Consider the following 20,775-nt stretch of genomic DNA (forward strand, 5'->3'; position numbering starts at 1 on the left):
GAACTGTGTATCACGCAGCAGCTTTCTGGGATTGGGTTTCAAGATGCTGCAGCAGGCTGAAAAACGCTGGATTGGGATTTATGCTCCAGAGAAAGTCCTGCAGCTTTTTGCAGGGGTGAAATTTATCGATGGCATACCGGCTAACCTCACCCTGCCGGATGATCAACAGACCGCCGCCTGATCTATGTCAGAAAATGCTCATACACCAGATTTGACTATAGCTCGTGCTGTTCGAATATTGGTTCAAAACTACGGGCATTAGATTCTGAGGCGCATCAGCAAAGATTGACTTGTTTTCGCGGAAATAGTTCTTGAACGTAGAAACTCCAAGCCGGTTTGTCTGGGAGATGAACTGTCGCTGCGCGGAAATTGGCTGACCACTGGTGATCTGAATCATTGTAAAAATGACCCCGAGAATTTCCGGCGCGATGTTCTCTAGTTCCCCATCCAACTCGGCGTACTCGTTAAATTCCTTGACGAGTTCGTTGACGCTGCGATGCAAGTAATCGATTCCCAGCGTCGACAGATAGTCTGGTTTCGCAGGGATGAGAATCTTTTCACTCGCAACGATCGCATTTTTCGTCACGATATTGAAGTTCGGCGGGCAGTCCATCAACACAATGTCGTAGTCGGTGCTGTCCGCAAGTGATGCAATCGCCTGTCTAAGCTTTCCGTGAACCTTGATGTAGTTTCGTTTTGCTTGTTGAAGATTGACACCGCCGAGAAGTGTGGCCAATTCAAGGTCAACGTTGATTAGCCCAAGGTGGGAGCAGATTAGATCGATGCGTCCGCCATTGTTTCGAGATTTCAAGAAACGATTGACCTTGGGTGGAGTAATAACGAAATCGGTAAGCGGAGGCGGCTCCGTTCCTTGACTGATCGCATCAAACCAGGACTTGATGGTTTTCGATGCCTTGTAATCGGTATCCCACTTGTCTGGAGTAATGAAGGAAAACGTCAGACTTGCTTGGGCATCGGTGTCGATCAGTAGCACCTTCTGACCTCGATAGGCAAGTTCGCCAGCGAGGTTCGCGATGACTGTGGTCTTACCGACACCACCTTTGTAGTTAATGACAGCGACAATTTCCATGAGGGCTCCTAAGAAAGGTCTAATGCCAAGCTAAACGGCGGGCCGGCTTCATCTTTGACCAGATGACCGGGAAATCGGCTGTGGTGACGGTCGAATTTTGCACTCCTGGAACGGTGGGCGGACGCAGCCCGGACACGCTCCAGGCTCTGCGTGATCTGATGTTTGCCATTGCGCATGAGAACGTTGTTGCACCATTTGAGCCATGACGCCCAACGCCAAGCTAAACGGCGCTGCAAAAACGTGGTCTGACCCCTATTGTTTAGCATCTTCGGCTTCATCATCTTGGCCTAGTTTAACAACTGACATGCTACTAATTGTATTTTTTGGTGCATCCCACGTTATCTCGCCACGTTCACGCATTCGGAATAGATGAATTGCAAGATCGTCATCACTTATACCTAGGATTTTTGATAGTTTATCCATTGTGACCGGCTGATTAGTCTTGATTGACTCCAGTACGCGACTTGTATTAATGGTTGCTTTTCTGATTTTTGCGTCTTTGAATATTGACTCAAGCACACCCTCTAATTGCTTGGTAACTTTCTCTTGTTTTTCCTTATTGCCAATTCCCTCGACTTCTAGTGCGGCTTTCACTCGGCTCTCAATTTCGGCTTTTACAGTCGGGCTTATTTCATCCTTTTCAATGTTGCCAGTATGAGGATTGTTCCAGATGTGCTTTCTCATGTCTGTGACTGTGTCGCGCATCATTGAGAAGGTGTCGGTGTAAAGCTTATCGAATAAATTCTCAAGGCGTTCAACACTCGCCGCTATACCCTTAGCTGCCTCTGTTGTTGCTTTTGATGCTGCATCCGACATCTTAAAAAATACAACTGAAAGCAATATCGCGCCAATGGCAAGAATGAGCGACGCAATTGAAGCGATGAAAGAGATGATATCAAAAGCTGAGAAATCGTTCATTTTTGGCTTCTCGATATGTGGTGGTGCTTAACATATTTTTGATTCTAGAATACTACCACACAAGCATTGTCTAATGCAATATTAGTAGTAATCAACATGCTGTATACTCATGACACTTCCCATTGCGCAATAATTTAGGACAGCCTAAAATTTTCCAGATGAAAAACACCCAACCAGATCCCAGCAACCCGCCCAAGCTTCTGGATCAGCTGCGCGCCCGCATCCGGACGATGCATTACAGTATCCGCACTGAAGAAGTTTATACTGATTGGGTGCGGCGTTTTATTTTGTTCCATCGGAAGCGCCATCCCCAAAATATGGGGGCCGCTGAGGTGGAGGCTTTTCTGAGTTACCTCGCCAATAAGCGTCACGTTTCGTCATCCACTCAAAATCAGGCCAAGGCAGCTCTGCTTTTTTTGTACAAGCAGGTGCTGGATATAGATCTGCCCTGGTTGGATAACATTACCAATGCCAAGCCTTCGCGGCATCTGCCCGTAGTGCTTACGCCTACGGAGGCGCGCGCCTTTATGATATTCGCACCGTTCAGGAACTACTGGGCCATAAGGATGTGAGTACCACCATGATTTATACCCACGTCCTGAACAAGGGTGGTCGCAGTATTATCAGCCCGCTCGACCAATAATAAAGCATCATGGGAAATGGATCTCAGTGAAAGCAAGCACAACACCATGAAATATCGGGCTGGCAATAATGTCCAGGAAGTTGATATGGCTACCCTGACTGTACGGTTACCCGATGACAAGCATATGCGTCTGAAAGCATTGGCCAAGCGCAAACACATTAGCATTAACAAGCTGATGGAAGAGCTTTCCACGCAAGCAATAGCAGAGTTTGATGCCGAAACCCGCTTTCGGGCCATGGCCGCTAGAGGTGATGTAACTAAAGGCCTTGCCGTTCTCGATATGCTCGACAGTGCTTTCTCGCTCTAACGCCTGAGCTCGTGCGTGTGGCCGCCGACCTGGCTTTCTGATTCAGCGACCTCTTGTTCCTCGCCAGCTACGAGGACGTGGCCCTGATGGCTTTTCTCCGAATGGTGAAGTCCGCTATTCAACGCGCCGCTTGTCAGAAGGTGTCCCTTTGACAGAGGGGTTAACCTCTCCCTGCGAAGGGCACCGCCGTTGACCTGAACCAAAACCGAAACCATAATGGTGCCAATTTGGTTGGAGATTGGCATGCCTACGACTTTGACCCTGAAGGGTATCCCGGACGACGTATACGCGCGCTTGAAGGAGACAGCCGAAGTACACCGGCGCAGCCTTAACAACGAAGCAATCTCGGTGCTTGAGACGGCGCTGCTGCCGCGCAAGGCGACTGCCTCGGACAGGATCACGCGCGCCCGCGCGTTGCGCGCACCACTGGAGCAGGGGGCATTTGCAGCGAAGGACATTGATGAATTCAAGCGGCAAGGGCGGCGATGATCGTAGTTGACTCGAACGTTATTGCCTACCTGTACCTGCCAGGCGAATTCACAGCGGAAGCCGAACGGCTGCTTGAGCGGGACCCTGACTGGGTTGCGCCGCTGCTGTGGCGCAGTGAGCTGCGCAATATACTGGCTCTGTATATACGAAAGAAGCTGCTTGAATTCGATCAGGCATTTCGTATCCAGCGTGAAGCAGAGACACTACTGGCGGATCATGAATACGACGTGGACTCATTTGAGGTGCTGACTCTGGCCCGCGACAGCGGATGCTCCGCCTACGACTGCGAATTCATTGCACTGGCCAGGCAACTCGACGTAAAGCTCGTGACGATGGACGCCAAGCTGCGCAAAGCGTTCCCAGCGACGACGATAGGCTTATCATAGAGCTGACGGTTTGCGTTAGCGGCGGTAAACCCCAACGTCTGAATTCAGTGGAGTTCGTCAGCGCGTCCGCCGGAATGATGGGTTGGGCTTGGCAACTAATGGGAACAAAGCTGGATTGCGGATAGATTCAACGGCAAGGTCAACATCAAGCAAGGGCCAATAAAGATGGGCAGAAGATTGCCGTTCAATTGTGGTGATTTGCTCAACCGTGGCTTGTTTGAACCACGGGAACTCGGCATAGGAAACAAAAAGCTCGTCCTTGTCCAAGAGCAGCCAGAAGCCCTTGTTTGATACCAACGAAACTTCAATTTCCGAAGTGGCTATGCCAGGCATTGATGATCTCCTCGTGATGAGCATGAACTAAAGCCAACGCCTCATTGATCTGCTTATGAGAAAGCCCTTGATTCAACGCCGAGTTAAACGGCGCCCCGGGCGCAGCCCGGTAATCCATTTAACGATTTGTTATGTTTCTTTATTCATAATGTGTCCATAGTCGCAAAATCTTGACGATATGCTCCTGCTCCAGGACTTCGTACAAAATGCGGTGCTGTATATTGATTCGGCGGGAATATGCGCCGGCAAGATCACCAACGAGTTTTTCGTACGGCGGTGGATTTTGATAAGGATTCTCCTCAAGCACCTTCAGCAAGTTCACTGCCTTTTCCTTCAGGCCTGATGCAGCGAGCTTCTTCGCATCTTTTTGCGCGTGCTGGGTATAAACCAGCCGCCACCTCACCAATCGAGATCCTTCGCACATTCAGACGCTGGCGTTTTCATGCCCTCTTGAATCGACTCGCGCATTCCCGGGACGGCAAGCAAATGGAGCGTTTCAGATATCGCATTCCAATCTTCTTCCGAAATCAGCACAGCGTTACCGCGTTTGCCTTTTATGACAATGGGTTGATGAGAATCCGCGGCTTCATCGATAAGGCTGTACAGCTTCGATCTCGCCTCTGTCGCGTTGAGTATGGTCATGCTTCCCCCTCCCTGGATTTAAGCGTACGCTATTACGCACGGTTGCTCAAGGCCGATTTTTTAACATAACGTTCAACGTAACCGGCGACCGGAGCCTGAAGGACAGAGGGAACTTGCCAGCGTAGCTGGCAGGGCGTCCGGTTGACAGAGTGGCTGGGCACCTTGTTACGAGCGACCCGCCTCGGCATGAAGTTTCAAACCGAGAGCGCCGACGACCTTGAGAATTGTATCGAAGCCGGGTCTGCGTTCGCCGGAAAGCGCCTTATAGTTTTCCGCATTTCGACCATGGGGAGAATGTAGCCACGCGGTTACACATTGTTAATCTCCGCGACGGCGTTGAAAGGTGCCCAACGTTTGAGTTCAGCGGCGCCGCGAAGCGGAGTCGGATTGAATGAGTTGTGCGGCCGCTTGAACATTAGCCTACAGACAACGAGGTGTGCTGTAAAAGCCAACTCAGTTGCTTCCCGATTCGCAGCCCTTCCATTGGGATCGATACTTTTATGTCCCTATCGGAAAGGTGGCTGGTCAAGAACTCACGATACCGCACACCTGCAAAGAACACTACCTGTTTCAAGTCTGGAGCGGCTTCCGAAAGCTGAAGGGTTACATGATCGGCCCATGAGCGGCGATCCACCACCCTCATCGTGTTGAGCGTCCGCTCATATGGTGCAATTATTTGATCGGGAGGAACCAAACCGTACTCGGCAGATAGAATGTACCATGGATATAAAGATAATTCTGCATATCGGCGCGCTTTGATGAACCAATCAGAAATATACAAATCACGTGCCGCGCATGGCTGATTTCGTTTTTTGCCGACACAAGAAACAAGATAGATAGTGGAATTGTTGGATTGCATTGTCATCTCACTTCGCACAATGATGGTCACTACCACTTATATACCGTTTTTTGTAGGCGCTTCGCATGACCTTCAAATGGCGGGTAAAAGCTAATAGTTCAGGCCGTTTGTTCCCTTGAATGTTGAGTGGGTAATAGTATTCGCCATGAAGCTCGTTACACTCGATGGATTCTGCCTCTTCCCTTGTCGTTGTCGATCGCCAACTGACAGAGAGAGCGTCGAAATACTTGTCGATCTTTTCCACTCCTTCCGAGTAATCAAAGTCGTTCAGGGCAAGAAGAGTAAACCGGAAAGTCGAGAGGAAACCGGTCTGTAGGCAACTCAATGTCAACTTTTGAGCTGCATGCCATTGCACGCGCTGTGCGATGCTCTTAGCTAAACCGTGATAGAGGCACACTTTGCCATCTGGCGCTGTCCGTAACCGTAGTTTCGTGATGTCACAGAATTCGGCAATGCAAAAATGATCAAGTGCTATGCGTGGGAAATACCACCAGTAAACACCAGGGGTTGTAGGGAGATCCGACCATTTATGGTTGCGGAACAACAAAAGTGGTTGAGGTTGAGTCATTGCACCCTTCTTGCGACACAACGTGCCAGCTCAGCCGACGGCGAAAGCGGGCGAAGCCCGCTGTAGCTGGTCGGCTGGAGCGAAGGGTTGAGCATCATCAGAATCGCAGTGCCGCAATGAAAACTTCGGGGGATATGTCGGCCTGACGAAGAACGCCAGCCAAGGTTCCAGTTTTGACCTCATTGTGTAGCGGCACAACGCACCCCCTTGATCTTCTACGCATGATGACGTGACTACCGGACTGGCGCGCCTTCTCGAAACCCAGATGCTCCAGCGCCTTCACAATTTCAGCTCCTGATACATGAGGCAGCCTAGGCATGGGCAGGAACGCTGAACATTGTTACCAGCGGATGGCCCTGCGCTGGCAGCGGAAACTCAGACAGATAAAGTGCTGTAGCTTCAGTCAGATTGACAATAGCCTCTTCGACCGTTTCGCCTTGGGTGGTCGTACCTGTCTCTGGATTTAGCGCGACATAGCCGCCTTCTTCGGCGGGGGTAAGAACAGCAGTCAGTTCCATAGCTTCGCTCCCAAGAAGACATTCATTGTCTCGCAATTGATGCTTGACGCCTAAAAAAATTTAGACTCAACAATGCTATCATCAAGCATTGTTTAATGCAAAATTAGCAGCAACAACACGCTGTATATTCATGGTATTTCCCATTGCACAACAATTTAGGACAGCCTAAAATCTTCCAGATGAAAAACACCAAACCAGATTCCAGCAACCCACCCAAACTTCTGGATCGGCTGCGCGCTTTCTGGCTCTAACGCCTGGGCTCGTGCGTGTGGCCGCCGACCTGGATTTCAGATTCAGCGACCTCTTGTTCCTCACCAGCTACGAGGACGTAACTCTGAGGGCTTCTCTCCGATTGGTGAAGCCCGCTAACCGACGTGCCACTTGTCAGTGTGTCTAATTGAGCGGGAAGGATTTTCAATCAAGCAACCCGACGCGTACTTGTGCAGCACACTGGCGATAACTGTCGGCCAAATAGACTTGATATGCACAATCGTTAGCTTTGTGCCGCCCCCTGCTTTTTAGGTAGCGCTGGATTCATGCAGTCCCATGGTGCAGCGCTACTTACATGAAAATCCATCGTTGGAACATAATTCGATGGGTCATCTAAAGTGCCGGCCTTTATACCCAGCACTCCTGGCATATGGCCGAACCTTGCGAACAATTGGGAACCACAGTTCGGGCAAAAGCCTCTTTTGTGAATATTTCCGCTATCTGCCTGAGATTCGTAATATTTTACTGCACCTGAAACAACCACATTTTTTTCAGGGAAAAGCATCGCCGGAATAAATGCACCACCTGATGATCTTTGACAGTCTTTGCAATGACAATTTCCAGTAAACACTGGCTCAATATCAACTGAATAGCTGATTTCCCCACAAAGGCACCGCCCGGAATATTTTGCATTCATAAAAGACTCCTACCTGTTAATGAGGACATAACGTGAAGCCAAGTGGCCGCACGCTCTCACGCAGTCGATATTGAGCTTATCATCATATATTTTACAAGAAAATTTCAGACTCCATAAACATGACCGCACAACCCGAGAGAAACACGCGGTCAGTTTTAACCTCACAAGTGATGTTACCACCACGCTTGGAAACCTGTTTGGCGGTCAGGATGTTCTTGCCCAGTTTATTGGCCCAGTACGGCGCAAGCGCACAATGCGCGGAACCCGTAACAGGATCTTCGGGAACGCCATACTTGGGGGCAAAGAAGCGGCTGACAAAATCAGCCTCCATACCGGGTGCGGTAATAATCACGCCGCGCAAATCCAGCTGAGCAAGGAGCGCTTGGTCAGGTGTGATGGCGCGAACAGTGGCTTCACTGTCAAACACGACCAGATAGTCGTCCGCAGCCAATACTTCAACCGGACGCTGGCCGAGCCCCTTGACCAAAATTTCGGAAAGCTGGCAGGGTGCAGGTGGTCGTGACGGGAAGTTCATTTTCAAGCGGGCGCCATTTTTTTCCACGAATAGCGCGCCGCTGCGCGTTTCAAAAGTGATAACCGCTTTGGCATAGCCAAGAATTTCAAAAATGATATGCGCTGTCGCCAGGGTTGCATGGCCACAAAGATCAACCTCCTTGAGTGGAGTGAACCACCTCAGCTGAAAGACTTTTTCAGCAGGAACGAAGAACGCTGTTTCGGAAAGATTGTTTTCCTCAGCAATTGCTTGGAGAAGCGAATCATCTGGCCACGCTGACAACGGAACCACAGCGGCAGGATTACCCCCAAAAACTTTATCCGTGAACGCATCAACCTGGTATTGCTTGAGCTTCAATGTGACCTCCAGAAAAACCTAACGCCCGAATCCAAGCCGGGCCGCTCTCACCGCAACCTGGTTCCCAGAGGAACAGATTGGTCAGGTACGCAGAGCGCAACTTCTCCACGCTCGTTGTGAAACCCTTTTATCAGACACTCGGACATCAATGGGCCAATTTGCTTGCATGGTTATCCATATGGAGAGCCGAAATCTATTTCCGGACCAGTGCGATTTCAGATAACACGGGAGACGACCCAAAACCCTTTTGCGTAGAATGTCCCACATACGTGAGCCGCAGGGTATAGGGTCCTTTATTAATCCATGGCCCCGTTTCCTGATGATGGGATTCTTGCAGTATCACTGGAAAAACCAATACAGGACGGGATGCCGTTCCGCCACTTTGGTGTGGAGCGGTCTGCTTCAGGCGAAAACTGTTGCCTCTCACAACCGCCTGGGCGATACCCAGATGGTCCAGCAGCTTTTCATATTCTTTTTGCGCGGCAGGAAGGCCAGAGAACCCGACACCCCTAATGGATGTCATCAACGCCGCTCTGGATGCTACCACATCTCCAGGGGTACCCGTAATATGAAACAGTTGCGTTAATGGACCATCTTGATGCAAAAACATTGGCCCATTCACTAACTGCTGTATGGTCATGGGTCGGATGTTTTGCGCCTGCGCTGCCGACCATGGCGTCATTGCGCCAGTGAGCATCATTATTCCACCTAACCACCATACGGCTTGCCGTTTTTTTGGATTCTTGTCCTGCATGTTTCACTCCTTAGCCTTTAATTACTGTCCGGCAACAGTTACGTTCAAGGCTTTCAAAAATCGATGCGTAAAGCAAGCCAAGCGAGCGGCCTCAAGAAAAGTCGATTGACTCGGGATATTGGTTTTGCTTACTATCCCTAAGATAGTAAGCAAAGGCCGTACCAAGCTGCTGTTTATAATGACATCCTTATTGTGAAGGGTAACGTCTGCGGGACGCCCGATTGTGGATTGAACCCGCCCAGGAAGGAGCAACATGAACAAACGAATAATCGCTATCGCCACTGCGGTGGTGCTAGGGAGCAGCCCTATGGCTTGGGCAGATAGTCAAACCATAGGGCTGCCACAAAGTGACTTACAGGGCGCAGCATCGGTTGGGACCTCTTCAGATTCCAGCGTAAGCAACCACCCCGGCAATGACAGTCTTGCGGCGACACTGCAGCAATTCGAGGCGGCGGGGGCCTTTGGCGACCAGACCGGATCAGGTAATGTCTGGACAAACATTGACCAGGGTCTGCGCCTCAGCAACGTGTCTCGGGTTGAAGTCGATAAATGGCGCACCTGGTTTTTGCAGCATCAGGGCAAACTCGAAGAAATTCTCGGCAATTCGCGTCCTTTCCTCTATTACGTAGTCAACGCCGTTTCTCAACGTGGCCTGCCCATGGAACTGGCTCTACTGCCTGCCATTGAGAGCGGCTACAATCCTAAAGCCTATTCTCCTGCCGCCGCCGCAGGGCTCTGGCAGTTTGTGCCCGGAACCGCGCGGAGTTTTGGATTGCAAAATACGCGTTACGGGGATCCCCGCCTCAGTCTGACGGCTTCGACCAACGCCGCCCTGGATTACCTGTCTTATTTATACAATTATTTTGGTGGAAACTGGCTCCTGGCGATTGCTGCCTACAATGCCGGACAGGGTACGGTTTCCGCCGCTATCCAGCAAAACGTGGCAGCCGGCCAACCTACCGATTTCTGGGATCTGAATCTTCCCGAACAAACTGAAAATTACGTGGCCGAATTATTGGGTCTTGCCCAGGTCATCAAAAATGCCAAGGCTTACCACGTCAGTCTGCCCTATATCCCCAACACGGCCCACATAGCGGTAGTCACCACCCCTAAATCAGTCGCCCTCAATGTGGCTGCCAATCTGATGAATGTCCCGGTGCGCGAATTGCAACACCTCAATGCCGGAATCAGTTATGGCGTAGTCCCGGCGGACTATCAGCTTGTAGTTCCCAAGGACAAGGCGGCCACCCTGAAAACAGCGCTGTTGACCATGCCGCAGGAGGTAGCAGCTCAGGCTTTGCCCATCGCACAACCGGCCGTCGCTGCCACACCGGTGGCCCAGCCCGTCACCCAACCTCGGCTCAGCCATTTGACGGTACATCCAGGGAACACCCTGTCACAAATAGCCATGCAGGCCGGGGTCAGTGTTCAGCAGATGAAGCAGTGGAATCATTTACGCTCCGCGCGTGACCTGCAGGTGGGCCAGCAACTGGTGGTTTATGGAAGTCATCATCTGGAAAACGCCACTTATAGCCAACCGGCCAATCACTCTCTGGTTGTCCACTCCGGAAATACCCTTTCGGGACTGGCGCAGCAGGCTGGCGTCAGTGTTCAGGACCTGATGCGCTGGAATCATATCCATTCGGCCAATGATCTGCAAGTGGGAGAACATCTCACCGTTTACGGAGGTCATGCCACTCCCGTTTATACGGCAGCACGCCGACAAAGACAGCTGACGGTGCGCCCCGGCGAAAGTCTCTGGCAAATCGCTCAGCGGGCCGGTGTAGGTATCACCGCTATTGCCCATGCGAACCACCTGACCGAGCAATCCGTCATTCATCCGGGTCAGGTCCTGAATATCCCTTCGGAAACCGCCGTAGCGGCTATCAGTGCCCGCCAGGAACGCGCCGCCACCCAGCCGCGCGCAGCGACTTATATTGTTCGCAAAGGCGATACACTCTGGCAAATTGCCCAGCAGTACCATGTGCAACCCAAGTCGCTCATCCAATGGAACCACCTGGCCTCTGCCAGCGACATTCAGCCGGGATCACGTCTCACTATTTATACACGCTAAGCAGCACACAGGAGGTTTTATGGGTTTCATGACAGGCAAAAAGGCGCTCATCGTTGGCGTAGCCAATGATCGTTCCATTTGTTGGGGAATCGCGCAGGCCATGCATCGTCAGGGAGCCGAAGTGCTGTTGACCTATCAGGGCGAGCGCACCAAAAGTCGGGTGGAAGAACTGGCCGGGCAAATCGGCGCGCCGGAACCCCTAGAACTGGATCTGATGGATGAACAGCAATTGCAGGCGGCCATGGAGCGCGTCCAGTCACTATGGGGTGGCGTCGACATTGGTATCCACGGCGCGGCTTTTGCGCCCAAGGAAGAACTCAGTGGCAGTTATCTGGATGCCACCACCCGCGAAGGCTTCCGTATTGCCCACGAAGTTTCTTCCTACAGCTTCACCGCCATGGCCAAAGCCATGCATCCTTTGATGCAGGGACGCCAAGGCGCTTTACTGGCGCTCAGCTATCTCGGCGCCGAACGGGCCATGGCCAACTACAATGTCATGGGCCTGGCCAAGGCCAGCCTCGAAGCCAGCATTCGTTACCTGGCTTATTCCCTGGGCAGTGATGGCATTCGTGTCAACGCTATTTCCGCAGGTCCCATTCGCACTTTGGCAGCCAGCGGAATCAGTGAATTCCGTAAAATCCTCGACCACTATGCGGAGCATGCTCCCCTCCACCGCAATGTCACCCAGGAAGAAGTGGGCAACACGGCGGCCTTCCTCTGCTCCGACCTTGCCTCAGGCATCACCGGCGAAATTACTTACGTCGATGCCGGCTTCAATACCGTCGGCTTTTAATTCGAAGGCAATCAACCACCATGGGGCATGGCCTTGCCGACCTCCGCCAACATTTCCTCAAAACTTTTGGCGAAGGCGGCCAGCCCTTCCTGCTGTAATTGTTCAGCCACACTGTCCATGTGAATACCCAGCGACTCCAGTCCGGCCATGACTGCCTGTGCCGCGTCCAGATCCTCGCTCACCCGATTCGCGATATGGCCATGATCACGCAGCTTGTTCAGGGTTTCATCCGGCAAGGTATTGATCGTTTCCGGTCCCATCAACGGTTCGACATAGAGTAAGTCTGAGTATTCCGGGTTTTTCGTGCTGGTACTGGCCCAGAGCAGATACTGCGGACGCCCACCGGCCTTGGCCAACTCCGCGAAGCCGTCCCCATGAAAGGTCTCCTGATAGACCTTGTAAGCAACCTTCGCCATGGCCACTGCGGCCTTGCCGCGTAGAGCCAGAGCCTCTGCTGTCGCCATTTTATCGAGCTGCTGATCAACGAGGGTGTCTACCCGTGACAGGAAAAGGCTGGCAACTGCCTTGACCCGGCGGGGGTCGCCGCCTTGTTTTACCCAATGCGCCAAGCCCTGTTGATAAGCCGCAAAAACCCGGTGGACATGTTCCAATCCGAACATGAGGGTGACATTGACTGAAATACCCTCGCCTATCAGCGTAGCCAGTGCCGCAATACCCTGGGGCGTTGCGGGAACCTTGATCAATAAATTGTCACGCTGCACCAATCCCCGCAGGCGGCGGGCTTCAGCAACCGTAGCTGCTTCATCATGCGCCAAACGCGGAGATTCCTCCCAGCTCACCCAACCATCATCGCCAGCACTTTCCTGATGCACCGGCTGCAAAAGATCGCAGGCCATCTGCAAATCCTGCAAAACGAGCTGTTCATAAAGTCGCTCGGCAGATTCTGCGGCTTGCCGCAAATCATCCTGATAGTAGGGACTGGAATGAATGGCTTTCTGAAAAATGCTGGGATTGGATGTAACCCCACTGATACCATCTGCGCTGATATATTTTCTGAGAACATCATCGTGAATCAGTGTTCTCGACAAATTATCCAGCCAGATGCTTTGACCCACCTCTTTGTGCAACGCCCGTAAATCTGTTGTCATCCTTCCATCTCCCCGGAAATCACTGCAGAAACCCGTTTGGCTATTCCAGACTGCTCACACGATCTTCTTCATGTAGTTTATTGTAGTTCAAGCCCGGAGAAGATGCTGAGACCATGCACGATTCCCCTATTGCGGCACGGACCGAAGCGGTCTAGTATTCATACCCAGCCCTCTCATTTAAGGACGGCCATATCATGAAAATCATCAAGAACATGAACAGTACCGAGCGTTGGCTGCGCCTTTACTTCGGCGCCATCATTTTTCTCATCTATTTCGTCAATCCCTTCCCCTATCGGGAATGGACTTTTTCGGGGCTTCTCCTCATAGCAACGGGGGTTTTCGGTTATTGCCCGGTGTACTCCTTCCTCAAAAAAACCCGGAAACCGGAAAACCTGTCACAGTAAGCAAGCAGATCTCATAAAAAAGCACCCTGTTGAGGGCTTCTCGCCCCATCCTGTACGAACGCGTCCCAAGGCTTTATGATTTGCCCTTAATTTTTCATAAAATCACTGACAATGGCACTCATCGTACAAAAATTTGGTGGAACATCTGTGGGCAACCCCGAGCGCATTCGCGCGGTTGCTGAAAAAGTCATGGCTACCCATCGGGCCGGGCATCAGGTTGTGGTCGTGGTATCGGCCATGTCTGGCGAGACTGATCGCCTTTTGCAACTGGCGCGAGCCATGGCGGCTCATCCTGCCGAGCGTGAACTGGATACCCTGCTGAGCACCGGAGAACAGGTGACTATTGCCCTGTTGTGCATGGCTTTAGAAGAGATGGGACAAGCGGCCCAGTCTTTTACCGGGACCCAAGTAGCCATTACCACGGATTCTGCCCATACCAAGGCGCGCATTGAACATATTGATGATCATAAAATTCGTTCAGCCCTCGAATCCGGGAAGATTGTAGTAGTTGCCGGTTTCCAGGGCGTCGACCTGCATGGCAATATTACTACTTTGGGACGCGGTGGATCGGACACCACTGCCGTCGCACTGGCGGCTGCCCTGCGTGCCGACGAATGTGATATTTTTACTGATGTAGATGGCATTTACACAACGGATCCGCGCGTGGAGTCGCGAGCGCGGCGCCTTGATCGCATTACTTTTGAAGAAATGCTTGAAATGGCAAGCCTCGGCGCAAAGGTACTGCAGACGCGCTCTGTTGAGTTTGCCATGAAGTACAATGTTCCTGTTCGGGTCTTGTCGTCTTTTCAGGATGGGCCCGGCACCCTGGTTACCAATGAGGAAAATTCTGTGGAAGCTCCCCGCGTTTCTGGCATCGCCTTCTCCCGTAACGAAGCCAAACTCACCATGATTGGCGTTCCTGATCACCCTGGTATTGCCCATTCCATTCTGGGACCCGTCTCAGAAGCCAATATCAACGTGGACGTTATCCTGCAGAATATTTCCGAAGCCGGCAAAACAGATTTCACCTTCACGGTGGATCGTAATGAATACGCCCAGGCCAAAGATATTCTGGGCGCTGTGGCCCAAAAACTGGAAGCCGAAGATGTGCGGGGCGACGACCACATTGTCAAGGTATCGGTAGTGGGTGTCGGCATGCGCTCCCATGCGGGTATTGCCGCCACCATGTTTGCCACCCTGGGCAAGGAAAACATCAATATTCAGATGATTTCCACCTCGGAAATCAAGATCTCTGTGGTCATCGAAGAGAAATATCTGGAACTGGCGGTGCGGGCCCTGCACGCCGCCTTCAACCTGGATGGGGAGGCCCCAGTCTGATGCCACTCATGAACAATTATGCACGCCTGCCCGTGGCTTTCAGCCGGGGAGAGGGCGTGTGGCTTTACGACAGCGAAGGACGGCGTTATCTGGATGCCCTGGCGGGTATTGCGGTAGTGGGTCTGGGTCATTGCCACCCTGCCGTCACCCAGGCCCTTCAGGCACAAGCGGGCACCCTGCTGCATACATCCAATCTTTATCAGATTCCCCTGCAGGAAAAACTGGCCGACAGCCTCTGCCGCATCAGCGGTCTGGATGCTGCCTTTTTCTGTAACAGTGGCGCTGAAGCCAACGAAGCAGCCATCAAAATGGCGCGTCTCCACGGCCATCAGAAAGGCATTGCCGAACCACAGGTTCTGGTATTTACCCAGGCTTTTCATGGCCGCACGCTGGCGGCGCTGACGGCGACGGGCAATTTCCGCATTCAGGAAGGCTTCGCACCGCTGGTACCCGGTTTTGTGCGGGCTCCTTATGGCGACAGCAGCACGGTCAGAGGACTGATTGCCGCCAATCCGGCCATTGCTGCCATTCTGGTTGAACCCGTACAAGGTGAGGGCGGCGTGCGCCCTGCTCCCGAGGGATTTTTAGCGGATCTGCGCAGTATTTGTGATGCCCACGGACTGCTGCTCATGCTCGACGAAGTCCAAACCGGCATCGGTCGTACTGGTAATTTCTTTGCCTATCAACAGGTTGACGGCGTTATTCCGGATGTGCTCAGCCTGGCCAAAGGCCTGGGAAACGGGGTACCCATTGGCGCCCTGCTTGCCCGCAAAAGGGCAGCTGACCTGTTTGGACCAGGTAAGCATGGGACGACTTTCGGGGGTGGACCCCTGGTCTGTGCTGCCGCCCAGGCGGTACTCGACACCATGGAAAACGCCAACATTCCTGCTCAGGCGGCCAAAATGGGGGCACTGTTGCAGCAGAAACTGCGTCATGCCCTGGCTCAGCATCCAGAGGTTCGGGATATACGCGGTATGGGCTTGATGGTCGGTATTGAGCTGGCGCAAAAACCCGAACGTCTGGTAGAGCGGGCTCTGGAAGCAGGCTTTCTGATTAATGTCACTGCGGACAAAGTCATTCGGCTATTACCACCGCTCATTATTTCTGAATCGGAAATAGATCTGCTGGTTGCCGGGATCGTCCGACTACTGGAACCCACATCATGAAACTACGTCACTTTCTCAGCCTCGCCGATCTCAGCCAAGCCGAACTAAAGGCCTTGCTGGACCGTGCTATTGCTCTCAAGCACATGCAGCGCCAGGGTGAACGGTACATGCCCTTTACCGGACGGACTCTGGCCATGATTTTTGAAAAGTCCTCTACCCGGACCCGGGTTTCCTTTGAGACGGGTATGGCGCAACTGGGCGGACATGCCCTTTTCCTCTCGCCACGCGACACCCAACTCGGTCGCGGAGAAAGCATTGAAGACACCGCCCGGGTGATTTCACGGATGGTAGACATGGTCATGATCCGCACTTTCAGCCATGACAACCTCAAGCTCTTTGCCGCAGCCTCCAGAGTGCCCGTCATCAATGGTCTTTCCGATGACCACCACCCCTGCCAGTTGCTTGCCGATCTCATGACCGCCACCGAACACTGGGGCACACTGGAAGGAAGGAGAGTTGCCTATGTAGGAGATGGAGCCAACAACATGGCCCATTCCTGGATGGAGGCCGCACGCATTTTCAATTTCAGTCTGCGTATCGGCAGCCCTGCTCCCTATGCTCCCAGCGCCGACATGCTGGCAACCGGGGGAGAATATGTTACCGTCCTCCACGATCCCGTTTCAGCAGTGGAAGGTGCCGATCTGGTTGTAACGGATGTCTGGACCAGCATGGGCCAGGAACAGGAGGCCGGGCAGCGCCGCGCCATTCTTCAGGATTTTCAGGTGAATCATACCCTCATGGCTGCTGCTGCGCCTGGCGCTTTGTTCATGCACTGCCTTCCGGCACATCGCGGAGAAGAAGTCAGCGCAGATATTATGGATGGTCCCCTTTCTGTCGTCTGGGAAGAGGCGGAAAATCGCCTGCACGCCCAGAAGGCGCTCATGGAATTTTTATTTGGCATCGGCCCTGTGGCCGCTTTGCAAGGAGCTTCTTAAATGGTCAAAAAAGTCGTTCTCGCCTACTCAGGGGGTCTCGATACCTCGGTCATTCTCAAATGGCTGCAAGATCAATATCAATGTGATGTTGTCACCTTTACGGCAGATATCGGTCAGGGTGAAGAAGTAGAGCCAGCCCGCATCAAGGCAGAAAAGCTCGGTGCCAAGGAAATATTCATTGACGACCTCCGTCAGGAATTTGTCCGCGATTATGTATTTCCCATGTTTCGCGCCAATACCATTTATGAGGGGGAATACCTGCTGGGGACTTCCATTGCCCGGCCCCTTATCGCCAAGCGCATGGTGGAAATTGCCGCTGAAGTAGGTGCTGATGCCGTTGCTCATGGAGCCACCGGCAAGGGCAACGATCAGGTCCGCTTTGAACTGGGTGCTTACGCCCTGAACCCGGCCATTCAGGTCATTGCTCCCTGGCGGGAATGGGACCTGAACTCCCGTGAAAAGCTCCTCAAGTATGCCGAAAAACACGGTATTCCTGTGGAAAAACATGGTAAAAAGTCGCCCTACTCCATGGATGCCAATCTTCTCCATATTTCCTATGAAGGCGGCATTCTGGAAGACCCCTGGGCGGAGGCCGAAGAGAGCATGTGGCGCTGGACTACAGCGCCTGAGAAAGCACCGGATCAACCCCGCTATCTGGAAGTCACCTATGCCCATGGTGATCCCATCGCGGTGGACGGTGAAGCCCTGAATCCTGAGCAATTACTGGCGCACCTCAATACCGTAGGTGGCGAGCATGGCGTCGGCCGCCTGGATATTGTCGAGAACCGTTATGTCGGCATGAAGTCGCGAGGCTGCTATGAAACGCCTGGCGGTAACATTTTGCTCAAGGCCCATCGCGCCATTGAATCCATTACCCTCGATCGGGAAGTCGCCCATCTCAAGGATGAGCTGATGCCCCGCTATGCCAGCATTGTCTACAATGGCTTCTGGTGGAGTCCGGAACGCCGCGCTCTGCAGACCCTGATCGACCAGACCCAGCGTCTGGTGAGCGGCGTGGTTCGCGTCAAGCTCTTTAAGGGGACCTGCAGTGTAGTCGGTCGCAAGTCTCAGGAAAGTCTGTTTGATCCCCGCATTGCGACCTTCGAAGATGATGCTGGCGCCTATAATCAGAAAGATGCAGAAGGGTTCATCAAGCTCAACGCCCTGCGTCTGCGGATTGAAAAACGCTTGCAGGGGTAATACATCTCTGGACAAAAACCGCACAGTAACCTGTGCAAGGAGAGTCAAATGCGTCTTTTACATACCATGCTACGGGTGGGTGATTTGGATCGCTCCATCCAGTTTTATACGGAAGTCCTCGGCATGCATCTGTTACGCCGCAAAGATTATCCCGACGGCAAGTTTACCCTCGCTTTTGTGGGCTATCAGGAGGAAAGCGCCGGAGCCGTCATTGAGCTGACCTACAATTGGGGCGTAGATCATTACTCACTCGGTGATGCCTTCGGGCATATTGCCCTGGAAGTGGAAAATGCCGCTGCGGCTTGCGATGCCATTCGTGGGCGGGGTGGCAAAGTGGTGCGCGAAGCAGGACCTATGAAACACGGCAGTACCATCATTGCCTTTGTGGAAGATCCTGACGGTTACCGCATCGAGCTCATTGAGCACAAACAATAAGTTACAGCGCTTTATGGCGCATTCCATAGAGCTTTTCCGCCCATATCCTCTAAATATTGGGCATGCAGGGCAGTTTCTTCCGCAGTGGCGCGAATAACCCGCAATCGCGGCCGCCCTGCCGCCGTGCTGCTGTTGAATTGAGCAATTTGTACAGAAGTCGCAGAATCTCGGGAAGACTCCGTTCCCGACTGCTCCTCTGAAGCATTCAACAAGCCCATCATATCCACCTGCCCCCCCGTCATGCCGAGGTAGACCTTGGCCAGGATTTCGCAATCCAGCAAAGCGCCGTGCAGCTCACGGTGACTATTGTCGACATTATATCGTCGGCACAGGCTGTTCAGGTCATTTTTCTGCCCGGGATGACGACGACGGGCATCCACCAAAGTATCCAGAACTTTATGATTCAGAGGCATTTTTTCTATTTTTCCGAGTTCATGGTTCAAAAAACCCAGATCAAAGGGCGCATTGTGAATAATCAGCTCTGCATCACCCAGATAGTTCAGAAAGTTCTCAGCCACTTCGGCGAATAATGGTTTGTCCGCAAGAAACGCATCGGTGAGGCCATGCACACGCAGGGCTTCGGGATCACTGCTGCGCTGGGGGTTGAGGTACTGCTGGTAATTATTCCCCGTCAAACGGCGATCCAGCAACTCTACCGCGCCAATTTCAATGACCCGATGACCCTGTTTCCAGTCAATACCAGTCGTTTCTGTATCCAGCACCACCTGTCTTAAAGCCATCCTTCCCCCTCTTCGCGCTGCTGGTGCGCGCCGTACTGATTCATGACCTGATTCAACAGGGCATCGACCTTTTCATTTTCCACATGACCGGAATGCCCGCGCACCCATTCCCATTCTACCTCATGGGGAGCAGAGGCTTTTACCAGAAGCTCCCAGATATCCTGATTTTTGACTGGATCCCCACCCGCCGTGCGCCAGCCGCGCCGTTGCCAACCTGGCAACCACTGGGTCATACCATCACGCAAATAACGGGAATCACTGATCACGCGGACCCGGGTTGGACGTTTCAGGGCTTCGAGACCGCGCAGAGCCGCTGTCAATTCCATGCGGTTGTTGGTGGTTTCCGGTTCAAATCCCCAGAGCACCTTCTCCTGTGTTTCGCGCCGCAACCAGGCACCCCAGGCCCCGATGCCGGGATTACCTCGGCAACCCCCATCCGTAAACAATTCCACAATTTTATCCGTCATCATCCCAGCTCCGAGTGATCATAAGCTGCCGGGGCTTCAGAGCTGACTTTACGACGCTCCCGACGCAATTTTACGGGCGTAGCCAAGCCGACCAAAGGTCGCTCAGGGTCACGGCGTTGGGCCAGCAATAAATAAGCGTTTGCACCCGCCGGCCACCAGCGGTCACCCACGAGCTCCATCCATTGTGCATTTTTTTCCAAACCCGGCAGGGTGTACTGAAAGTAGCGCCCTTCTTTCAGTATAAAATCCTGATTTTCGAGCAGGGTACGCAACTTCCCTAAGGGCAGAAAGGGACGACGCCAGGGCCAGGCCCGATCCCGCCGCCATAAACGCCAGCGGCGCATGAAGCTCAAGCTCCCCCCGGGATTAAAATCCATGATCAATACATGACCTTCAGGGCGCAGCACCCGCCAGCATTCGTCCAGCACCGCTTCAGGATCACCCATTCGACTCAAACAAAAGGGAACAATAACCAGATCAAAGCGCATGGGCGCAAAGGGCATATCCGGACAGGCCCCGCAAACCTGCAAATAAGCTTCCGGTGGCAATGCGGCGCCATCATTCAGCAACACCCAGGTTCGCTCTGTGCCTGGAGGCATTCCCCAGAATAGCGGTTGCCCCAGTTGCAAAACCGTTTCCGGCTGCAAACGCTCAATCCAGCGTGGGAGAATATCTCGAGCCCGATCCAGCAGCAGACGTCCGGCACCACTATCCCACCACACGGCAGCCCGTTGTTCTTGCGGCCGGCTAAGACGTCCCCGCCCCGGCATTTCAGTAAAACCGCTTCAACATGACAAAAAACCCAAGTGTGCGTGACCCCAACCAACTC

28 protein-coding genes and 3 pseudogenes are annotated in these 20,775 nt (G+C 52.8%); 14 read left to right on the plus strand and 17 right to left on the minus strand.

Features of this window, described 5'->3' with window-relative positions; all coding sequences use genetic code 11:
* A pseudogene (locus H7F08_RS01280) lies at positions 1 to 181 on the plus strand (IS256 family transposase); the annotation flags it as partial.
* A 6-nt stretch (positions 182 to 187) separates the two neighbouring features.
* Here H7F08_RS01280 and H7F08_RS01285 read toward each other — a convergent pair.
* Together H7F08_RS01285 and H7F08_RS01290 are read right to left on the minus strand one after the other, a co-directional pair.
* Positions 188 to 1,090 (minus strand): ParA family protein, encoded by a 903-nt coding sequence (locus H7F08_RS01285; RefSeq protein WP_193639688.1) that lies wholly within the window; start codon positions 1,088 to 1,090, stop codon positions 188 to 190.
* Between the two features lie 252 nt (positions 1,091 to 1,342).
* Positions 1,343 to 2,008, minus strand: a complete 666-nt coding sequence (locus H7F08_RS01290) for a hypothetical protein (RefSeq protein ID WP_193639689.1) — start codon at positions 2,006 to 2,008, stop codon at positions 1,343 to 1,345.
* A 158-nt stretch (positions 2,009 to 2,166) separates the two neighbouring features.
* Here H7F08_RS01290 and H7F08_RS01295 point away from each other — a divergent pair.
* From H7F08_RS01295 to H7F08_RS01310, 5 genes and pseudogenes are all read left to right on the plus strand, one after another.
* Positions 2,167 to 2,523 (plus strand): annotated as a pseudogene (locus tag H7F08_RS01295) (phage integrase N-terminal SAM-like domain-containing protein); the annotation flags it as partial.
* 38 nt (positions 2,524 to 2,561) lie between these two features.
* Positions 2,562 to 2,651 carry a hypothetical protein gene (locus H7F08_RS15315; RefSeq protein WP_264318612.1) on the plus strand — a complete coding sequence of 30 codons (90 nt, stop codon included), beginning with the start codon at positions 2,562 to 2,564 and terminating at the stop codon, positions 2,649 to 2,651.
* Positions 2,652 to 2,667: 16 nt separating this feature from the next.
* Positions 2,668 to 2,958: a toxin-antitoxin system HicB family antitoxin gene (locus H7F08_RS01300; RefSeq protein ID WP_010639603.1), complete on the plus strand. Its 291-nt coding sequence runs from the start codon at positions 2,668 to 2,670 to the stop codon at positions 2,956 to 2,958.
* 243 nt (positions 2,959 to 3,201) lie between these two features.
* Complete coding sequence (locus tag H7F08_RS01305; RefSeq protein ID WP_031575767.1) at positions 3,202 to 3,447, plus strand: FitA-like ribbon-helix-helix domain-containing protein; 246 nt, start codon at positions 3,202 to 3,204, stop codon at positions 3,445 to 3,447.
* Positions 3,444 to 3,833 carry a type II toxin-antitoxin system VapC family toxin gene (locus H7F08_RS01310; protein WP_010639607.1) on the plus strand — a complete coding sequence of 130 codons (390 nt, stop codon included), beginning with the start codon at positions 3,444 to 3,446 and terminating at the stop codon, positions 3,831 to 3,833. The genes H7F08_RS01305 and H7F08_RS01310 overlap by 4 nt, the downstream gene beginning before the upstream one ends.
* A gap of 57 nt (positions 3,834 to 3,890) precedes the next feature.
* Here H7F08_RS01310 and H7F08_RS01315 read toward each other — a convergent pair whose 3' ends face one another.
* The 11 genes and pseudogenes from H7F08_RS01315 to H7F08_RS01360 form a co-directional block, all read right to left on the minus strand.
* On the minus strand, positions 3,891 to 4,166 hold the full coding sequence (locus H7F08_RS01315) for a DUF2442 domain-containing protein (protein ID WP_193639690.1): 276 nt from the start codon (positions 4,164 to 4,166) through the stop codon (positions 3,891 to 3,893).
* A 139-nt stretch (positions 4,167 to 4,305) separates the two neighbouring features.
* Positions 4,306 to 4,590, minus strand: coding sequence for a Txe/YoeB family addiction module toxin (locus tag H7F08_RS01320; RefSeq protein WP_226831181.1), 285 nt, complete (start codon positions 4,588 to 4,590; stop codon positions 4,306 to 4,308).
* A complete protein-coding gene (locus tag H7F08_RS01325; RefSeq protein ID WP_031575778.1) occupies positions 4,566 to 4,808 on the minus strand; it encodes a type II toxin-antitoxin system Phd/YefM family antitoxin in 243 nt (80 codons plus the stop codon). The genes H7F08_RS01320 and H7F08_RS01325 overlap by 25 nt, the downstream gene beginning before the upstream one ends.
* A gap of 165 nt (positions 4,809 to 4,973) precedes the next feature.
* Positions 4,974 to 5,066 (minus strand): annotated as a pseudogene (locus tag H7F08_RS15800) (hypothetical protein); the annotation flags it as partial.
* Between the two features lie 157 nt (positions 5,067 to 5,223).
* Positions 5,224 to 5,667 (minus strand): DUF6884 domain-containing protein, encoded by a 444-nt coding sequence (locus H7F08_RS01330; protein WP_010639615.1) that lies wholly within the window; start codon positions 5,665 to 5,667, stop codon positions 5,224 to 5,226.
* Between the two features lie 7 nt (positions 5,668 to 5,674).
* Positions 5,675 to 6,235 (minus strand): GIY-YIG nuclease family protein, encoded by a 561-nt coding sequence (locus H7F08_RS01335; protein WP_031575781.1) that lies wholly within the window; start codon positions 6,233 to 6,235, stop codon positions 5,675 to 5,677.
* A gap of 97 nt (positions 6,236 to 6,332) precedes the next feature.
* On the minus strand, positions 6,333 to 6,554 hold the full coding sequence (locus H7F08_RS01340) for a type II toxin-antitoxin system HicA family toxin (protein ID WP_029316160.1): 222 nt from the start codon (positions 6,552 to 6,554) through the stop codon (positions 6,333 to 6,335).
* The gene (locus H7F08_RS01345) at positions 6,547 to 6,753 is read right to left on the minus strand and encodes a hypothetical protein (protein WP_010639621.1); all 207 of its coding nucleotides are present in this window, start codon (positions 6,751 to 6,753) and stop codon (positions 6,547 to 6,549) included. Before H7F08_RS01345 ends, H7F08_RS01340 begins: the two co-directional genes overlap by 8 nt.
* Positions 6,754 to 7,246: 493 nt before the next feature.
* On the minus strand, positions 7,247 to 7,660 hold the full coding sequence (locus H7F08_RS01350; protein ID WP_075322178.1) for a GFA family protein: 414 nt from the start codon (positions 7,658 to 7,660) through the stop codon (positions 7,247 to 7,249).
* Positions 7,661 to 7,751: 91 nt separating this feature from the next.
* Positions 7,752 to 8,531 (minus strand): PhzF family phenazine biosynthesis protein, encoded by a 780-nt coding sequence (locus H7F08_RS01355; protein ID WP_010641537.1) that lies wholly within the window; start codon positions 8,529 to 8,531, stop codon positions 7,752 to 7,754.
* 193 nt (positions 8,532 to 8,724) lie between these two features.
* Positions 8,725 to 9,285 carry a hypothetical protein gene (locus tag H7F08_RS01360; protein ID WP_031575785.1) on the minus strand — a complete coding sequence of 187 codons (561 nt, stop codon included), beginning with the start codon at positions 9,283 to 9,285 and terminating at the stop codon, positions 8,725 to 8,727.
* Positions 9,286 to 9,538: 253 nt separating this feature from the next.
* Between H7F08_RS01360 and H7F08_RS01365 the strand changes: the two genes are divergently transcribed.
* Both H7F08_RS01365 and H7F08_RS01370 read left to right on the plus strand, forming a co-directional pair.
* The gene (locus H7F08_RS01365; RefSeq protein WP_031575787.1) at positions 9,539 to 11,359 is read left to right on the plus strand and encodes a LysM peptidoglycan-binding domain-containing protein; all 1,821 of its coding nucleotides are present in this window, start codon (positions 9,539 to 9,541) and stop codon (positions 11,357 to 11,359) included.
* A gap of 19 nt (positions 11,360 to 11,378) precedes the next feature.
* The gene (locus H7F08_RS01370) at positions 11,379 to 12,152 is read left to right on the plus strand and encodes an enoyl-ACP reductase (RefSeq protein WP_010641534.1); all 774 of its coding nucleotides are present in this window, start codon (positions 11,379 to 11,381) and stop codon (positions 12,150 to 12,152) included.
* A gap of 11 nt (positions 12,153 to 12,163) precedes the next feature.
* Here the strand turns inward: H7F08_RS01370 and tal are convergent, their stop codons facing one another.
* Positions 12,164 to 13,261: a transaldolase gene (gene tal / locus H7F08_RS01375; RefSeq protein WP_193639691.1), complete on the minus strand. Its 1,098-nt coding sequence runs from the start codon at positions 13,259 to 13,261 to the stop codon at positions 12,164 to 12,166.
* A gap of 194 nt (positions 13,262 to 13,455) precedes the next feature.
* Between tal and H7F08_RS01380 the strand changes: the two genes are divergently transcribed.
* The 6 genes from H7F08_RS01380 to gloA all read left to right on the plus strand — a co-directional run bounded on the left by H7F08_RS01380 (position 13,456) and on the right by gloA (position 18,739).
* A complete protein-coding gene (locus H7F08_RS01380) occupies positions 13,456 to 13,665 on the plus strand; it encodes a DUF2892 domain-containing protein (protein ID WP_010641530.1) in 210 nt (69 codons plus the stop codon).
* A 111-nt stretch (positions 13,666 to 13,776) separates the two neighbouring features.
* Entirely contained in the window at positions 13,777 to 15,003 is a 1,227-nt protein-coding gene (locus tag H7F08_RS01385) for an aspartate kinase (protein WP_010641528.1), read from the plus strand.
* Positions 15,003 to 16,169 carry an aspartate aminotransferase family protein gene (locus H7F08_RS01390; RefSeq protein ID WP_193639692.1) on the plus strand — a complete coding sequence of 389 codons (1,167 nt, stop codon included), beginning with the start codon at positions 15,003 to 15,005 and terminating at the stop codon, positions 16,167 to 16,169. The genes H7F08_RS01385 and H7F08_RS01390 overlap by 1 nt, the downstream gene beginning before the upstream one ends.
* On the plus strand, positions 16,166 to 17,104 hold the full coding sequence (gene argF / locus H7F08_RS01395; protein WP_193639693.1) for an ornithine carbamoyltransferase: 939 nt from the start codon (positions 16,166 to 16,168) through the stop codon (positions 17,102 to 17,104). Before H7F08_RS01390 ends, argF begins: the two co-directional genes overlap by 4 nt.
* Positions 17,105 to 18,304 (plus strand): argininosuccinate synthase, encoded by a 1,200-nt coding sequence (locus tag H7F08_RS01400; RefSeq protein WP_142089449.1) that lies wholly within the window; start codon positions 17,105 to 17,107, stop codon positions 18,302 to 18,304.
* A 48-nt stretch (positions 18,305 to 18,352) separates the two neighbouring features.
* On the plus strand, positions 18,353 to 18,739 hold the full coding sequence (gene gloA / locus H7F08_RS01405) for a lactoylglutathione lyase (protein ID WP_010641521.1): 387 nt from the start codon (positions 18,353 to 18,355) through the stop codon (positions 18,737 to 18,739).
* Positions 18,740 to 18,750: 11 nt separating this feature from the next.
* Here the strand turns inward: gloA and dnaQ are convergent, their stop codons facing one another.
* From dnaQ to H7F08_RS01420, 3 genes are read right to left on the minus strand one after another with little or no spacing between them, the layout of a single operon-like run.
* A complete protein-coding gene (gene dnaQ, locus H7F08_RS01410) occupies positions 18,751 to 19,479 on the minus strand; it encodes a DNA polymerase III subunit epsilon (RefSeq protein ID WP_193639694.1) in 729 nt (242 codons plus the stop codon).
* The gene (gene rnhA, locus H7F08_RS01415) at positions 19,470 to 19,946 is read right to left on the minus strand and encodes a ribonuclease HI (protein WP_010641519.1); all 477 of its coding nucleotides are present in this window, start codon (positions 19,944 to 19,946) and stop codon (positions 19,470 to 19,472) included. The genes dnaQ and rnhA overlap by 10 nt, the downstream gene beginning before the upstream one ends.
* Positions 19,946 to 20,716 (minus strand): class I SAM-dependent methyltransferase, encoded by a 771-nt coding sequence (locus tag H7F08_RS01420; RefSeq protein ID WP_031575813.1) that lies wholly within the window; start codon positions 20,714 to 20,716, stop codon positions 19,946 to 19,948. Before H7F08_RS01420 ends, rnhA begins: the two co-directional genes overlap by 1 nt.
* Positions 20,717 to 20,775: the final 59 nt, after the last annotated feature.

The sequence above is a fragment of the Acidithiobacillus sp. HP-11 genome (assembly GCF_015100075.1).
Taxonomy (GTDB): Bacteria; Pseudomonadota; Gammaproteobacteria; order Acidithiobacillales; family Acidithiobacillaceae; genus Acidithiobacillus; species Acidithiobacillus thiooxidans.

Excerpts from the sequence above, each read along its gene's own strand:
- H7F08_RS01285 (WP_193639688.1), bottom strand. The coding sequence starts at position 1,090 with ATGGAAATTGTCGCTGTCATTAACTACAAAGGTGGTGTCGGTAAGACC.
- H7F08_RS01290 (WP_193639689.1), bottom strand. The coding sequence starts at position 2,008 with ATGAACGATTTCTCAGCTTTTGATATCATCTCTTTCATCGCTTCAATT.
- H7F08_RS01300 (WP_010639603.1), top strand. The coding sequence starts at position 2,668 with ATGGATCTCAGTGAAAGCAAGCACAACACCATGAAATATCGGGCTGGC.
- H7F08_RS01305 (WP_031575767.1), top strand. The coding sequence starts at position 3,202 with ATGCCTACGACTTTGACCCTGAAGGGTATCCCGGACGACGTATACGCG.
- H7F08_RS01310 (WP_010639607.1), top strand. The coding sequence starts at position 3,444 with ATGATCGTAGTTGACTCGAACGTTATTGCCTACCTGTACCTGCCAGGC.
- H7F08_RS01315 (WP_193639690.1), bottom strand. The coding sequence starts at position 4,166 with ATGCCTGGCATAGCCACTTCGGAAATTGAAGTTTCGTTGGTATCAAAC.
- H7F08_RS01320 (WP_226831181.1), bottom strand. The coding sequence starts at position 4,590 with ATGTGCGAAGGATCTCGATTGGTGAGGTGGCGGCTGGTTTATACCCAG.
- H7F08_RS01325 (WP_031575778.1), bottom strand. The coding sequence starts at position 4,808 with ATGACCATACTCAACGCGACAGAGGCGAGATCGAAGCTGTACAGCCTT.
- H7F08_RS01330 (WP_010639615.1), bottom strand. The coding sequence starts at position 5,667 with ATGCAATCCAACAATTCCACTATCTATCTTGTTTCTTGTGTCGGCAAA.
- H7F08_RS01335 (WP_031575781.1), bottom strand. The coding sequence starts at position 6,235 with ATGACTCAACCTCAACCACTTTTGTTGTTCCGCAACCATAAATGGTCG.
- H7F08_RS01340 (WP_029316160.1), bottom strand. The coding sequence starts at position 6,554 with ATGCCTAGGCTGCCTCATGTATCAGGAGCTGAAATTGTGAAGGCGCTG.
- H7F08_RS01345 (WP_010639621.1), bottom strand. The coding sequence starts at position 6,753 with ATGGAACTGACTGCTGTTCTTACCCCCGCCGAAGAAGGCGGCTATGTC.
- H7F08_RS01350 (WP_075322178.1), bottom strand. The coding sequence starts at position 7,660 with ATGAATGCAAAATATTCCGGGCGGTGCCTTTGTGGGGAAATCAGCTAT.
- H7F08_RS01360 (WP_031575785.1), bottom strand. The coding sequence starts at position 9,285 with ATGCAGGACAAGAATCCAAAAAAACGGCAAGCCGTATGGTGGTTAGGT.
- H7F08_RS01365 (WP_031575787.1), top strand. The coding sequence starts at position 9,539 with ATGAACAAACGAATAATCGCTATCGCCACTGCGGTGGTGCTAGGGAGC.
- H7F08_RS01370 (WP_010641534.1), top strand. The coding sequence starts at position 11,379 with ATGGGTTTCATGACAGGCAAAAAGGCGCTCATCGTTGGCGTAGCCAAT.
- tal (WP_193639691.1), bottom strand. The coding sequence starts at position 13,261 with ATGACAACAGATTTACGGGCGTTGCACAAAGAGGTGGGTCAAAGCATC.
- H7F08_RS01380 (WP_010641530.1), top strand. The coding sequence starts at position 13,456 with ATGAAAATCATCAAGAACATGAACAGTACCGAGCGTTGGCTGCGCCTT.
- H7F08_RS01385 (WP_010641528.1), top strand. The coding sequence starts at position 13,777 with ATGGCACTCATCGTACAAAAATTTGGTGGAACATCTGTGGGCAACCCC.
- H7F08_RS01390 (WP_193639692.1), top strand. The coding sequence starts at position 15,003 with ATGCCACTCATGAACAATTATGCACGCCTGCCCGTGGCTTTCAGCCGG.
- argF (WP_193639693.1), top strand. The coding sequence starts at position 16,166 with ATGAAACTACGTCACTTTCTCAGCCTCGCCGATCTCAGCCAAGCCGAA.
- H7F08_RS01400 (WP_142089449.1), top strand. The coding sequence starts at position 17,105 with ATGGTCAAAAAAGTCGTTCTCGCCTACTCAGGGGGTCTCGATACCTCG.
- gloA (WP_010641521.1), top strand. The coding sequence starts at position 18,353 with ATGCGTCTTTTACATACCATGCTACGGGTGGGTGATTTGGATCGCTCC.
- dnaQ (WP_193639694.1), bottom strand. The coding sequence starts at position 19,479 with ATGGCTTTAAGACAGGTGGTGCTGGATACAGAAACGACTGGTATTGAC.
- rnhA (WP_010641519.1), bottom strand. The coding sequence starts at position 19,946 with ATGACGGATAAAATTGTGGAATTGTTTACGGATGGGGGTTGCCGAGGT.
- H7F08_RS01420 (WP_031575813.1), bottom strand. The coding sequence starts at position 20,716 with ATGCCGGGGCGGGGACGTCTTAGCCGGCCGCAAGAACAACGGGCTGCC.